General features: G+C 65.2%; 13 protein-coding genes. 8 read left to right on the plus strand and 5 right to left on the minus strand.

What is annotated here, in order from left to right; genetic code table 11:
• Positions 1-4: 4 nt before the first annotated feature.
• Entirely contained in the window at positions 5-1,429 is a 1,425-nt protein-coding gene (locus ASC75_RS19515) for an MATE family efflux transporter (RefSeq protein WP_055978915.1), read from the minus strand.
• Positions 1,430-1,569: 140 nt separating this feature from the next.
• Between ASC75_RS19515 and ASC75_RS19520 the strand changes: the two genes are divergently transcribed.
• The 6 genes from ASC75_RS19520 to lpxK all read left to right on the plus strand — a co-directional run bounded on the left by ASC75_RS19520 (position 1,570) and on the right by lpxK (position 7,167).
• Entirely contained in the window at positions 1,570-2,913 is a 1,344-nt protein-coding gene (locus ASC75_RS19520) for a TldD/PmbA family protein (RefSeq protein ID WP_055978918.1), read from the plus strand.
• Complete coding sequence (locus tag ASC75_RS19525) at positions 2,900-3,706, plus strand: 3'(2'),5'-bisphosphate nucleotidase CysQ (protein ID WP_055978920.1); 807 nt, start codon at positions 2,900-2,902, stop codon at positions 3,704-3,706. Before ASC75_RS19520 ends, ASC75_RS19525 begins: the two co-directional genes overlap by 14 nt.
• Positions 3,707-3,783: 77 nt before the next feature.
• Positions 3,784-4,035 carry a DUF4170 domain-containing protein gene (locus ASC75_RS19530; protein WP_055978923.1) on the plus strand — a complete coding sequence of 84 codons (252 nt, stop codon included), beginning with the start codon at positions 3,784-3,786 and terminating at the stop codon, positions 4,033-4,035.
• 14 nt (positions 4,036-4,049) lie between these two features.
• Complete coding sequence (locus ASC75_RS19535) at positions 4,050-4,826, plus strand: lysophospholipid acyltransferase family protein (RefSeq protein ID WP_244487880.1); 777 nt, start codon at positions 4,050-4,052, stop codon at positions 4,824-4,826.
• On the plus strand, positions 4,823-6,139 hold the full coding sequence (gene waaA / locus ASC75_RS19540; RefSeq protein ID WP_055978929.1) for a lipid IV(A) 3-deoxy-D-manno-octulosonic acid transferase: 1,317 nt from the start codon (positions 4,823-4,825) through the stop codon (positions 6,137-6,139). Before ASC75_RS19535 ends, waaA begins: the two co-directional genes overlap by 4 nt.
• Positions 6,140-6,141: 2 nt before the next feature.
• Positions 6,142-7,167: a tetraacyldisaccharide 4'-kinase gene (gene lpxK, locus ASC75_RS19545; RefSeq protein WP_055978931.1), complete on the plus strand. Its 1,026-nt coding sequence runs from the start codon at positions 6,142-6,144 to the stop codon at positions 7,165-7,167.
• A gap of 1 nt (position 7,168) precedes the next feature.
• On the opposite strand, the gene ASC75_RS19550 is transcribed toward lpxK, so the two are convergent.
• The 3 genes from ASC75_RS19550 to ASC75_RS19560 form a co-directional block, all read right to left on the minus strand.
• The gene (locus ASC75_RS19550; protein ID WP_055978934.1) at positions 7,169-7,402 is read right to left on the minus strand and encodes a DUF2093 domain-containing protein; all 234 of its coding nucleotides are present in this window, start codon (positions 7,400-7,402) and stop codon (positions 7,169-7,171) included.
• A gap of 108 nt (positions 7,403-7,510) precedes the next feature.
• Positions 7,511-9,355 (minus strand): DNA mismatch repair endonuclease MutL, encoded by a 1,845-nt coding sequence (mutL, locus tag ASC75_RS19555; RefSeq protein WP_055978937.1) that lies wholly within the window; start codon positions 9,353-9,355, stop codon positions 7,511-7,513.
• A 139-nt stretch (positions 9,356-9,494) separates the two neighbouring features.
• Complete coding sequence (locus ASC75_RS19560) at positions 9,495-10,397, minus strand: LysR substrate-binding domain-containing protein (protein WP_055978939.1); 903 nt, start codon at positions 10,395-10,397, stop codon at positions 9,495-9,497.
• A 91-nt stretch (positions 10,398-10,488) separates the two neighbouring features.
• Between ASC75_RS19560 and ASC75_RS19565 the strand changes: the two genes are divergently transcribed.
• Positions 10,489-12,054 carry a trimethylamine methyltransferase family protein gene (locus ASC75_RS19565; RefSeq protein ID WP_055978942.1) on the plus strand — a complete coding sequence of 522 codons (1,566 nt, stop codon included), beginning with the start codon at positions 10,489-10,491 and terminating at the stop codon, positions 12,052-12,054.
• 11 nt (positions 12,055-12,065) lie between these two features.
• A complete protein-coding gene (locus tag ASC75_RS19570; protein WP_055979274.1) occupies positions 12,066-12,443 on the plus strand; it encodes a nuclear transport factor 2 family protein in 378 nt (125 codons plus the stop codon).
• A gap of 25 nt (positions 12,444-12,468) precedes the next feature.
• On the opposite strand, the gene queF is transcribed toward ASC75_RS19570, so the two are convergent.
• A complete protein-coding gene (queF, locus tag ASC75_RS19575) occupies positions 12,469-12,930 on the minus strand; it encodes a preQ(1) synthase (RefSeq protein WP_055978945.1) in 462 nt (153 codons plus the stop codon).
• Positions 12,931-12,988: the final 58 nt, after the last annotated feature.

The raw sequence follows: 12,988 nt of genomic DNA on the forward strand, positions 1-12,988 counted from the left end.
GCGCCTATTGCAGCGTCGATGCCTTGCCGGTGGAAAAGGGCGACTGCGCGGCCGGTGGCGCTGTCGGCACGGCTTCGTCCTGGTGCTGAGGTTCGTTGGCGATCGCCTTGACGACGCGGAAGCACACGATCATCGACGCGACGCCGAACACAACCGCCCCAAGGCCCCAGCCGGCGATGACGCCGATCGCGCCCCAATAGTGCGCGCCGGCCCAGACGAAGGGGATGACGCCGAGCGTCGAGCGGCCCCAATTGAAGACCGTCGAATAGGTCGGATAGCCCAGATTGTTGAAGGCAGCGCTGGAGACGAAGATCGCGCCGTTGAACAGGAAGCTGCCAGCGGCGAAGTGGCAGAAGAAGACAATCAGGTCGCGCGCAACGTTTTCGGCGCCGAAGGCGCTGGCGATCGGATTGGCGAAGATGGCCAGGAGCGCCCAAACAGCCAGGACATAGACGATGGTGAACAGCAGGCTGTCGCGCATCGTCGTCGTCAGTCGGTCGAACTTGCGGGCGCCATAGTTCTGGCCAAGGATCGGTCCGACTGCGCCCGAGAGCGCGAAGATGACGCCGAAGGCGACCGGCACGAGGCGACCGATGATCGCCCAGCCGGCTACCGCCTGGTCGCCGAAGGCGGCCATCTCGATCGTCACATAGGCATTGCCGACGGGGGTCGCGACCTGCGTCAGCATCGCCGGGACGCCGATCGCGAAGAACGGCCGCACCGCATCGCGCAAGCCGCTCAGATTTGGAAGCCTGATCAGCTTGTGCACGACATGGGCGCCATGCAAGCCGATGGCGAGCATCACGAAGCGGGTCAGCACCGTCGAGATCGCCGCACCGTCGAGGCCGAGATCGAAGCCGAAGATGAGGATCGGGTCGAGTATCGCCGCCGCGATGCCGCTGCCCAGTGTCACATACATCGCCCGCCTGGCGTCGCCGACGCCGCGCAGGATGCCCGTCGTGCACATGCCGAGCGCCATGATCGGAAACGACGGCAGCACGATCTGCAGGAAGCGCGTCGACAGGTCGAGTGTGTCGCCGGTCGCGCCGAGAAGCGCAACCAGGGGCCGCAGGAACGGCATGGCAGCCAGGGTCATGGCCAGGGTCGCTAGGCCCATGAAGACCATCGAGGCGCCGCCCATGCGTGCGGCCTCTTCGCGCTGGCCACGCCCGAGGCAGCGGGCCACCAGTGCACCGCAGGCGATGGTGAAGCCGATCGAGATCGACAGCGTGAAGAACAGCAGCGTCGAGGCAAAGCCGATCGCCGCAGCCAGTTCCTCGATGCCGAGCAGCGAGATGTAGAACAGGTTGAGTGCGTCGACGATGAAGATCGCAATCAGCCCAATCGATCCGGTGCCGGTCATGACCACGACATGGCGCATGGTCGATCCGGTGGTGAATTTTGCCGGTGCCTGGGCCTGTGCGGACATGCGAATTCCCGAAGATTTGTGCGGCGATGTGCCGGGCTAGGGTCGTTTGACCATGCACCCGCCCATTGCACAAGCCGGTCGGGGACAATAGATGGAGGGGACGGGCCGCGTCCCATGCGGCAAGCAATCGGAACATGCCAATGAACGATAGCAACGACGCCGCGAAACTGGCCGACCGGGTGGCGAGCCTCGTCGAGGCGGCAAAACGGGCCGGCGCCGATGCTGCCGATGCAGTTGCCGTACGCGGGCGTTCGACCAGCGTGTCAGTGCGATTGGGCAAGGTCGAGGGCACCGAGGCGTCCGAAAGCGAGGACATGTCGCTTCGTGTTTTCGTCGGCCAACGGGTTGCCAGCGTATCGGCCACTGCCGCGTCTGACCCCAGGACTCTTGCGGAACGCGCCGTCGCCATGGCCAGGGTGTCGCCGGAGGATCCCTATCAGGGTCTGGCCGACGCAGCACTTCTGGCCAAATCGCCGCGCGATCTCGATCTCTTCGACGACACAGAGGTATCGGCCGAGCGCCTGAGGGAAGATGCGCTTGCTGCCGAAGAGGCGGCGCTCGCCGTCAAGGGCGTGACCAACTCGGCTGGCGCCGGTGCCGCCGCCGGTCTGGGCGGCCTGGTGCTCGCCACGTCGCATGGCTTCGTCGGCCACTATGTCGGTTCGCGTTTCTCGCGCTCGGCCAGCGTCATCGCCGGCGAGGGCACGTCGATGGAGCGCGACTACGACTACTCTTCTCGGCTGCATTTCGCCGATCTCGATGCCGCGGCCGACATCGGCCGCAAGGCCGGCGAGCGCGCAGTCAAGAGGCTCAACGCGCGCAAGGCCGCAACCGGACCGGTCGATGTCGTCTTCGATCCCCGTGTCGCGCGCGGCATCGCCGGGCACCTTGCCGGCGCCATCAACGGCGCTTCGGTGGCCCGCAAGACCAGCTTCCTGCGCGACATGATGGGCAAGCAGGTGGCATCCGCCGCGATCACCGCGATCGACGAACCTCTCAAGCGGCGCGGCCAGGCCTCGCGGCCCTTCGACGGCGAAGGCATCGAGGGCGCGACACTCAGGATGGTCGACAGGGGCGTGCTCAACCATTGGTTCCTGTCGACGTCGGCGGCACGGGAACTCGGACTGGTCACCAACGGTCGCGGTGCGCGTGGTGGCTCGTCCGTGTCGCCATCCTCGACCAATTTTGCCATCGAACCGGGCGAGAAATCCCCCGAAGAGCTGATCCGCTCGCTGAAGCGCGGCTTCTACGTCACCGAGGTGTTCGGCCAGGGTGTTGACATGGTCACCGGCGAATACAGCCGCGGTGCCTCGGGTTTCTGGATCGAGAATGGCGAGCTTGCCTGGGCGGTGTCGGAGGTGACCATCGCCTCCAACCTCAAGGACATGTTCATGCGCATGGTGCCGGCGAGCGACCTCGACCGCAACTACGGCACCGCCGCGCCGACCCTGTTGATCGAAGGCATGACCCTTGCCGGAGACTGAGATCACAGACCAGGCGGAGCTCAAGGCCGAACTCGAACTGCTGCGTTCGGCAGCGACCGAGGCCGGGCGCATTGCCATGGGCTATTTCCGGCAGAGCCCGGAAGTCTGGTTCAAGGGCGGCAATTCGCCGGTCAGCGAGGCTGACTACGCCGCCGACAGCTATTTGCGCGACACGCTGATGGCGGCGCGGCCTGGCTATGGCTGGCTGTCGGAGGAAACCGCCGACAATCCCGACCGGCTCGGCGCACGCCGCACCTTCGTGGTGGACCCCATCGACGGCACACGCGGCTTCGTTGAAGGCCGCACGGCATGGTGCGTCAGTGTGGCCGTCGTCGAAAACGGCCGGTCGCTGGCCGGCGTGCTCGAATGCCCGGCGCGTGAAGAGACATATTGGGCGGTCGCGGGCGGCGGAGCTTTCCTCAACGATGCACCGATCCGGGTTCGCGAGATGGGCGAGCGGGTGCGCATGGCCGGCCCCAAGCCGATGATCGACCGGATGCCGGAGGAATGGCAAGGCAGGCTCGATCGCGAGGCGTATATCCCCTCGCTTGCCTATCGTCTGGCGATGATCGCCAGCGGTGCGCTCGACGCGACCTTCGTCAAGCCGAACGCACATGACTGGGACATTGCCGCGGCAGAGTTGATATTGGCCGAGGCCGGCGGAAAGCTGCTCGACAGCCACGGCGGCCTTCCGGCCTTTGCTGGCAGGGAGATCGTCCATGGCGCGCTGATGGCCGGCAGCGGGGCCTTGCTCGACGTCATGGCAGGGGTTCTTGCCGGTCAAGACGGCTGACGAACTGCAAACAGTTCCAAAACGGCCCGGTTTGGTCTAGATCAGGCGGGCCCTGAGATGATGAATCAAGGAAGAAGATGTCGGAAGAAGACGGAAAGAAACAGCTCTTGCATCTGGTGTTCGGCGGCGAGCTGACGAAACTGGGCGGAACCGAGTTCCGCGATCTCGACGCGCTCGACATCGTTGGCGTCTATCCCGACTACAAGTCGGCCGAGCTTGCCTGGAAGGCGAAAGCCCAAGGGAGCGTCGACAACGCCCATATGCGCTACTTCGTCGTCCACCTGCATCGGCTGCTGGAGCCGGACACGAAGGCGGCCGGTCAGAATTGATGGAGCAACCTGGCATGGCGCCACCGGCCGCGAGGCCTGCGGCGAAGAAAAAGCGTGCCAAGAAGGCATCCAAGACGTTTTGGCGGCGCATTCGCGAACCGCTTGCCCAGTCGCGTTTCGCCAAGGCCGCGATCACCAATCTGTTTGCCTATGGCTTGAGTTTCATTCGCCGCACCAACCCTCTGGTCGATGGCTCCGTCGATCTTGCCAACTATGCCTATGCCGACAGCGAGCCGTTGGTATTTGGAATGTGGCACGGCCAGCATCTCCTGGCGCCTACGGTCTATCCCAACAAGCGCGGTCTGGTGGCGATGGTCTCGCGCAGTGCCGACGCCGAGCTCAACGCTCAGGTGGTCGAAAAATTCGGCATCGAAGCGGTGCGCGGCTCCGGCGGGCGGGAAAGCAAGAGCAGGCTCGAAAAGGGCGGCGCAACTGCGCTGATTGCCCTCAAAAAGGCGCTTGATGCCGGCAAGAACGTCGCCATGATCGCTGACATTCCGCATGGGAAGCCGCGTGAGTCGGGCATGGGTATTGTCCTTCTGGCCCGCCTGTCGGGGCGGCCGATCGCACCGATCGCGATTGCCACCAGCCGACGCAAGGTGCTGGAGAAGACCTGGGACAAGACCACGATCAGCCTGCCATTCGGCCGTTGCGCGGTTATCGTCGAGCCGTTGATCCCGGTGCCAGCCGATGCCGACGATGCTGAGATGGAACGGATTCGCGTCGAGGTGACCGCCGCTCTCAATCGGGCGACCGAAAAGGCGTATGGCCTGGTGGACGGTCCCCGATGAGCGAACGCTGGGCCCGCGCCTTTCTGAGTGCCTATCGTTATGCCGGTGCCGCCGCATATCCGATGGTTGGCGGCTACGTCGCCTGGCGAGCCTCCAAGGGCAAGGAAGACCGCAATCGTCGCCGCGAGCGCTATGGCGTGCCGAGTCGCGAACGGCCCGAGGGCCCGCTGATCTGGTTCCACGCGGCAAGTGTCGGCGAGACCATTGCGGTCGTGCCCCTGATCGAGGCCATTCTGGGCTACGGCATTCATGTCGTACTGACGACTGGCACCGTTACCTCCGCGCAGGTGGTGGAAGAGCGCCTGGGTGATCGGGTCATCCATCAATATGTGCCGCTCGACCTCAAGCCGGCGGTCAGCCGTTTCCTCGACCATTGGCACCCGGACCTTGCGATCATCGCGGAATCCGAGATCTGGCCGATGACCATCCTCGAGCTCGGCGCACGGCGCGTGCCGCAGATACTGGTCAACGGGCGCCTGTCCGACCGGTCGTTCGCTTCGTGGAAGAGGCGTGCCAACATCGCCGAAGCGCTGTTCGAAAACATGGCCCATGTGGTCGCTCAGTCGGAGGTCGACGGCGAGCGTTTTCGTGCTCTCGGCGCGCGTCCCGTCACAGTTTCGGGCAATCTCAAGGTGGATACGGCGCCGCCGCCGGCAGACGAGCGTGCCCTGCATGCGGTCCAGCGCCAGATTGGCCGCCGGCCGACCTGGGCCGCCATCTCCACCCACGACGGCGAAGAGGTCATGGCGGCGGAAGTGCATGCCATGCTGCGCAACCGCCACCGCAGCCTGCTGACCATCATCGTGCCGCGTCATCCTGATCGTGCCGTCGCCTTGATGTCCGAACTGACAGGCATGGGCCTCAACGTCGTTCGTCGCAGCAGCGGCGACAACATCTCGCCTGACACGGACATCCTTCTCGGCGATACGATCGGCGAGATGGGGCTTTATCTGCGCCTGACCGAGATCGCCTTTGTCGGCCGGTCCATGACCTCGCAGGGCGGCCAGAACCCGCTCGAGCCGGCCATGCTCGACACTGCGGTGCTTGCTGGACGCAACGTGCAGAATTTCCGCGACACCTATCAGCGGCTGATCGACCGTGGCGGCGCCAAGATCGTGCGCGACCGCGACATGCTTGCGGGTGCGGTCAACTTCCTGCTCGGCAACGAGATCGCACGTCACGACATGATGGCCGCAGGTGCGGTGACGGTTGAGGAAATGCGCGGCGCACTTGCCCGCACGCTGAAATCGCTCGAGCCCTTCATCCATCCGCTGATCGTTCAGTCGCGCCTCAAGGGCGCGGGCGGGAGGTAGAGCTGGCCAGCGAAGCGCCTCCTTTCTGGTGGGAAAAGCCGGATTGGCGCGCCTACGCGCTTTACCCGGTGTCGTCGCTTTATGCCTTGGTTGCCGGCCGGCGCATGAAATCGGCCCGTCGCGAGAAGATGGACGCGCCCGTGCTTTGCGTCGGCAACTTCACTGTCGGCGGCACCGGCAAGACGCCGATTGCGATCGCGCTCGCCAGGCAGGCCAAGCGCATGCAACTGGTGCCGGGCTTCCTGTCACGCGGCCATGGCGGAAGCTTCGCCGAGCCGCACGTCGTCGATACCCACCATGACAGCGCCAAGCATGTTGGCGACGAACCGCTGCTGCTTGCCGAGCATGCGCTGGTTGCCGTCTCGGCCAACCGGGCCGCGGGCGCGCGCCTGCTCATCGAACGCGGCTGCAATTTCCTCATCATGGACGACGGCTTCCAGAGCGCGCGCATCCATATCGATTATTCGCTGATCGTGGTCGATGCGCGGTTCGGCCTGGGCAATGGGCATGTCATTCCCGGCGGGCCGATGCGCGCCCGGCTGATCGACCAACTCCGCTTTGCCGATGCCATCCTCAAGATGGGCGAGGGCGAAAGGGCCGATTCCGTCGTGCGTCAGGCGGCGCGGGCCGGAAAGCCCGTCTTTTCGGCGACGGCGCGGCCGCGCGGCAAGAAGGCGTTCGCCGGTCGCCGCTTCCTTGCCTTTGCCGGCATCGGCCATCCCGAGAAGTTCTTCGACACCATTGGCAAGGCCGGCGGCACGGTCGTCCTGGCACATGCCTTTGCCGACCATCATTTCTATCTTCCCGACGAACTGGACGATCTGGCGGCTGCAGCAGACGCTGGTGAACTGGAGCTGCTGACGACGTCCAAGGACGCCGCGCGCCTGCGCCATGGCGTGGCGTCGCCCGCATTCCTCGAGCGCCTCAACGTGCTCGAGATCGATGCCGTGTTCGACATCGAGCATTCGGCCGAGCGCATCGTCGATGAAACGCTCGATGCCTGGCGCCGACGGATGATCGCTGGCTGAGTTAGCGACGCTTGCGCAGGTCCGGGTTCATGTCGATCTCGCGTGCCAGCGAAACCGCCGCGTCGCGATAAGGTTCTTGGCGGGCGACGCTCCAGTATTTGAGCTCATCGAGCGGTATCGAGTCCGACGTCACCGCACAGCGCACGAAGGAACCGGGGCTCGTCACCTGGAAATCGCCGTCGAGATAGCGGATACGGGCTTCGCGTGAGCCGGGGCCTTCGAAACGGTTCATCATCGCTTTTTGCTCAACTTCCTTGCTCGGCTTTTACGGCCACCAAATGCCCGAGGTCAAGCTGCCGCCGCTGGAACGAACCCCACCGAGAGCAGGGACCGTGAAAACGTGTCAGCGCCGGCCGAACAGCTTTTCGATGTCGGCAAGCTTGAGCTCGATATAGGTCGGCCGGCCGTGATTGCAGGTGCCGGAACCCGGCGTTGCTTCCATTTGGCGCAGCAGCGCGTTCATCTCCTCGGGCCGTAGCCTGCGGCCGGACCGGACCGAGCCGTGGCAGGCCATGGTGGCGGCGATCGCATGCAGCCGCTCTTTCAGCGTGTCGGCCGTATCGCTGTCGGCGATCTCGTCGGCCAGATCGCGCACAAGTTGGGTGACGTCGGTCTCGCCGAGCATGGCGGGCGTCTCGCGCACGGCGACAGCACCCGGGCCGAAACGCTCGATGCCGAGGCCGAAGCGGGCCAGCGTCTCCGAATGCATGGCAAGCCGTTCCGCGTCTTCCTCGGGCAGGTCGACGATTTCCGGCATCAAGAGCATTTGCGCCGCGACGGGGCGTGAATGCAGCGCGTTCTTCAACGCCTCGTAGACCAGCCGCTCATGGGCGGCATGCTGGTCGACGATGACGAGAGAGTCTCTCGTTTGCGCGACGATGTAGTTTTCGTGCACCTGGGCCCGGGCAGCACCCAGTTCGGTCTGCAGCAGCACTTCCGCGACCTCGGTCAATCCGGCGCGGGCGTCGGCGCTGTGCAGCGGACCTGTGTCGAAGCTCGCCTGTGCCGCCTCGGCGAAGCCGGCATCGAGTGGCCGGAACGGCGAGCGTTGCGGCTCGTACCCTGGCGAGGTCGTCGCACGGAAATCCGGATTGTAGGCGCGATGGCCATTGGCCGGGCCGGGGTGGCCGTAGCTGGCAGCTCCCGGCCGAAAAGCGCCCATCATTGCGTGCGTTCCAGTGGTCGCCGGGCGGATGCCGGCGCCGGCCAGCGCCTGGCGGATCGCGCCGACGATGAGGCCACGAACCAGGCCGGGATCGCGGAAGCGTACATCGGCCTTGGCCGGATGCACGTTGACGTCGACATAGGCAGGGTCGAGCGAAAGAAACAGCACCGTCACCGCATGGCGGTCGCGCGGCAGGACGTCGGCATAGGCGCCGCGGATCGCCGAGGCGATAAGCTTGTCGCGCACCGGCCGGCCGTTGACATAGGCATATTGCTGCAGCGCGTTGCCGCGGGTGTAGGACGGGATCGAGACGTGACCTTCCAGCCGAACGCTCTCCCGCGCGGCATCGATGACGATCGAATTGTCGGGGAAGTCGGTGCCCATCACCTGCGCGATGCGGGCGAGCCTGCCGTCGACACTGTCCGAGGTCGCCGAAAGCTCCAGCGTCGAGCGGTCGGTGCCGGAGAGCGTGAAGCGCACGGCGGGAAAGGCGATGGCAATGCGCTTGATCGTGTCGGCGATGGCCGTTGCCTCGGCGCGCTCGGTCTTCATGAATTTGAGCCGGGCAGGGGTGGCGTAGAACAGGTCGCGCACCTCGACCGACGTACCCCTGTTGGTCGGCGCCGGCCGCACGCCCGATACCCGCCCGCCCTCCACCGAAATTTCGGCGCCGCTGTCGGCGTGGCGCGTGCGCGAGCGGATGATGAGCTTCGACACTGAACCGATCGATGGCAAGGCTTCACCACGGAAGCCGAGCGAGCGGATGTCGAGGATGTCTTCGCCGAGCTTGGAGGTGCAATGACGCGAAATCGCCAGTGCCAGCTCTTCCTCAGGCATGCCCGAGCCGTCGTCGACGACACGGATCAGATTGAGCCCGCCGCCGGCGGTCGCGACCTCGATGCGCGAGGCGCCGGCGTCGAGTGCGTTCTCGACCAGTTCCTTGACGACGCTGGCAGGTCGCTCGACGACCTCGCCGGCGGCGATCTGGTTGATCATCGTTTCGGAAAGCTGGCGAATGGGCATGGCAGGACTATAGCGGGATTCGGCTCAGCGGGGACAGATGCATTGCGGGGGCTATGGGCATCCACAGTGGATTGGTGGTCGCATGGCATGCCGCCTCTCATCCCCTTGCCGGATGAGGGGCAGAGCCACGATGGTCGGCTCATGCTTGCGCCGCCAGCCAATCGCGCACTTTTTCAGCGCTGTCGCTGAGCGCCCGGTTCTTCGGCCAGGCAACGTGAAAACCCTTGCCGGTCGTCATTACGTGATCGGAGAGCCTGACCAGAAGCCCGGCCGCGATCAGCCGGTCGGTAAGGTGGCGCCAGCCGAGCGCGATGCCCTGGCCCTCCATCACCGCCTGGATGACAAGCACATAGTCGTTGATGACCAGTCCGCGCTTGGCAACCGCGCCGTTCAGGCCGGCCGACTGGAACCACTCGTTCCATGTCGCTGCCGGACGGTAGGGCTCGTCGAGGTGGATCAGGTGGTGCAGGGTGATCTCCGCTGGCGTCCTGGGCGTGTCGGCGCGCGCCAGATAGGCCGGTCCGGCGACGGGATAGATGTCCTCGCCGGCAATCGGGGCCAGCTCATAATCCGGCCAGTCGGCGGCGTCGCCACCGCGTATGCCCAGCGGGATGCCTTCGGCGACGAGGTCGAGATCGCGGTCGGCCGTCTGGATGCGCAGGTCGATGCCGGGCAGGTCGTCGCGGAACTTTTGCAGGCGCGGCATCATCCAGAACGAGGCAAAGGCGGTCGATGCCGACAGCGTGACATGCATGCCGCCGGCCCGCGCCCTGAGCTCTTCCGCCGATTTGCGGATATGCGACAGCCCCAGCGTGACATCGGCGTGGAAACGTTCGCCAGCCTCCGTCAGCAGCACCTGTCGGTGCCGGCGCTGGAACAGCTTGGCGCCGAACTGGTCCTCAAGTCCCCTGATGGCATAGGAGACGGCCGCCTGCGTCATGCCGAGCTCGCGCCCGGCTGCAGTGAAGCTCGCCAGCCGTCCGGCGGCTTCGAAGACGATCAGGCTGCCGGCCGATGGCAATAGGTGGCGCAGGCTTTGCATAAGCAAAGCTTATGCAAATGATGAGGATTTTCAAGCGTCACAGGCGCTCTGCCAAAGGCTAGCTTCATGCTGGAATGCTCAGGAGCCATGCATGAACGTCGTTGCCCCCGAAACCCAGGTGGAGCCAGTCAAACGCCGCGAGCGCGGCGGCCGGAACGCTCGCCGCGAGCAGCGCTCGCACGGACCCGAAGCGCACGGCCGGCCTTATATCGTCCGCAACATCCCCACCTACGACATGCTGTCGGAGGAGAACCTGGTCCGCATCGAAGAGACGGCCGACCGCATCCTGGCCGAGATCGGCATCGAATTTCGCGACGATCCGGTGGCGCTCGACCACTGGCGGCGGGCAGGGGCCAAGGTCGAGGGCGTGCTGGTCAAGTTCGAGCCCGGCCTGCTGCGCGAACTGCTGAGGACTGCACCTGCGACCTTCACCCAACACGCGAGAAACCCCGAACGTTCGGTCGAGATCGGCGGCAAGAGCGTGGTGTTTTCGCCGGCCTATGGCTCGCCCTTCGTCATGGATCTCGACAAGGGCCGCCGCTACGGCACCATCGAGGACTTCCGCAACTTCGTGAAGCTGGCCCAATCCTCGCCCTGGCTGCACCATTCCGGCGGCACCATCTGCGAGCCCGTCGACGTGCCGGTCAACAAGCGCCATCTCGACATGGTCTACAGCCATATCCGCTATTCCGACCGTGCCTTCATGGGCTCGGTGACCTCGGAAGCCCGCGCCGAAGATTCCATCGACATGGCACGCATCGTCTTCGGCGACGAGTTCGCCGATAAAAACTGCGTCATCCTAGGCAACGTCAATGTCAATTCGCCGCTGGTCTGGGATGCCACGATGACCACCGCCCTGCGCGCCTATGCCCGCGCCAACCAGGCGGCGGTGGTCGTGCCCTTCATCCTCGGCGGCGCCATGGGGCCGGTGACCAATGCCGGCGCCATCGCCCAGTCGCTGGCCGAAACCATGGCTGGCTGCGCTCTGACCCAACTCGAACGACCCGGCGCGCCCGTTATCTTCGGCAATTTCCTGTCGTCCATGTCGCTGCGTTCGGGCTCGCCGACCTTCGGCACGCCGGAACCGGCAATCGGCTCGATGGTGATCGGGCAACTGGCCCGGCGGCTCAACCTGCCGCTGCGCTGCTCCGGCAATTTCACCACCTCGAAGCTGCCCGATGCCCACGCCATGAACGAAGGCACCATGTCGATGCTGGCGGCGGTGCATTGCGGGGCTAACTTCATCCTGCACTCCGCCGGTTTCCTCGACGGGCTGTTGTCGATGTCCTACGAGAAGTTCGTCATGGATGCCGATTTCTGCGGGGCGCTGCACACCTATCTCGACGGCGTGAAGATCGACGACAACCAGCTGGCGCTCGACGCTTTCAGGGAGGTCGGGCCCGGCAACCACTTCTTCGGCTGCGCCCATACCATGGCCAACTACGAAACGGCGTTCTGGGATTCGGCCATCGCCGACAACGAGCCCTACGAGAAATGGGAGGCGGCGGGTTCGGTCGACGCCGCCGCTCGCGCCAACAAGCGCTGGAAGACGATGCTGGCTGAATATCAGGCGCCGCCGCTCGATCCCGGCATCGACGAAGCGCTGCAGGAGTTCATGACGCGCAAGAAGGCGTCGATGGAAGATGCGTGGTATTGATGGACGGCGGCATGAACGAGCTGGCCTTCGATCCCGTTGCGGCGTTGAAGCACTACCACGCGGCCATCGACGACCTCGACTTCGAGGCTATCGAAGCCTGTTTCGCGCCGGATGCCGAATATGTCTCCGATGGGGTCGGTGCGATCGTCGGGCGCGATGCGATCATGGCGGCGTTTCGCGGCTATTTTGCCGTCTATGGCGACCAGGTTTCCAAGGACGAGACCGTGGCCGCGCTGTCGCCGCGGGCGGCCTGGTCGCGCTGGCGGCTCGACGCTTCGGATGCGGCGACCGGCGTGCGCCTCAGCCGATCCGGCGTGGAAACCGTTCATTTCGATGCGAACTGCCGGATCGCCAAGGTCGAGGTGATAGATGACGCTGCGGCGCGATGAGCCGGCAGAAGCATGTCGCGTTGGCTCAGCCGCGCCCGCGATAGGGCGCAACGCCGGTTTCGGGCAGCCACGAACCCTCCGGGGGCGTGCCGGTCTGCCAGAACACGTCGATCGGAATGCCGCCGCGCGGATACCAATAGCCGGCGATGCGCAGCCACAACGGTTTCGTCGCTTCGACGACGCGGCGGCCGATCATCACGGTGCAGTCCTCGTGAAAGGCGCCATGGTTGCGGAACGACACCATGAACAGCTTGAGCGACTTGGATTCGACCAGCAGCTTGTCCGGTGCATAATCGATGACGATGTGCGCGAAATCGGGCTGGCCTGTCACCGGGCACAGCGAAGTGAACTCCGGGCAGGTGAAGCGAACGATGGCCGGTGGGCCGCCGACGCGGTCGTAGGGCACGGTTTCGAGCACGGCGGTTTCCGGCGAGGCCGGCGTCTGAACATGGGTGCCGAGCTGGGTGAGGGTGTCGGTGATGGTCATTGGGCGGCTCTTCGGGCTGGCTCTGGCTCATTGCCGTGGCTCGCTGGCGCGCGAAACT

It is taken from the genome of Aminobacter sp. DSM 101952, from assembly GCF_001424795.1.
Classification (GTDB): domain Bacteria; phylum Pseudomonadota; class Alphaproteobacteria; order Rhizobiales; family Rhizobiaceae; genus Aminobacter; species Aminobacter aganoensis.

What these genes read in the sequence shown, in the direction of transcription:
- ASC75_RS19515 (WP_055978915.1), bottom strand. Translation starts at nt 1,429, where the DNA reads ATGTCCGCACAGGCCCAGGCACCGGCAAAATTCACCACCGGATCGACC.
- ASC75_RS19520 (WP_055978918.1), top strand. Translation starts at nt 1,570, where the DNA reads ATGAACGATAGCAACGACGCCGCGAAACTGGCCGACCGGGTGGCGAGC.
- ASC75_RS19530 (WP_055978923.1), top strand. Translation starts at nt 3,784, where the DNA reads ATGTCGGAAGAAGACGGAAAGAAACAGCTCTTGCATCTGGTGTTCGGC.
- ASC75_RS19535 (WP_244487880.1), top strand. Translation starts at nt 4,050, where the DNA reads ATGGCGCCACCGGCCGCGAGGCCTGCGGCGAAGAAAAAGCGTGCCAAG.
- waaA (WP_055978929.1), top strand. Translation starts at nt 4,823, where the DNA reads ATGAGCGAACGCTGGGCCCGCGCCTTTCTGAGTGCCTATCGTTATGCC.
- ASC75_RS19550 (WP_055978934.1), bottom strand. Translation starts at nt 7,402, where the DNA reads ATGATGAACCGTTTCGAAGGCCCCGGCTCACGCGAAGCCCGTATCCGC.
- mutL (WP_055978937.1), bottom strand. Translation starts at nt 9,355, where the DNA reads ATGCCCATTCGCCAGCTTTCCGAAACGATGATCAACCAGATCGCCGCC.
- ASC75_RS19560 (WP_055978939.1), bottom strand. Translation starts at nt 10,397, where the DNA reads ATGCAAAGCCTGCGCCACCTATTGCCATCGGCCGGCAGCCTGATCGTC.
- ASC75_RS19565 (WP_055978942.1), top strand. Translation starts at nt 10,489, where the DNA reads ATGAACGTCGTTGCCCCCGAAACCCAGGTGGAGCCAGTCAAACGCCGC.
- ASC75_RS19570 (WP_055979274.1), top strand. Translation starts at nt 12,066, where the DNA reads ATGAACGAGCTGGCCTTCGATCCCGTTGCGGCGTTGAAGCACTACCAC.
- queF (WP_055978945.1), bottom strand. Translation starts at nt 12,930, where the DNA reads ATGACCATCACCGACACCCTCACCCAGCTCGGCACCCATGTTCAGACG.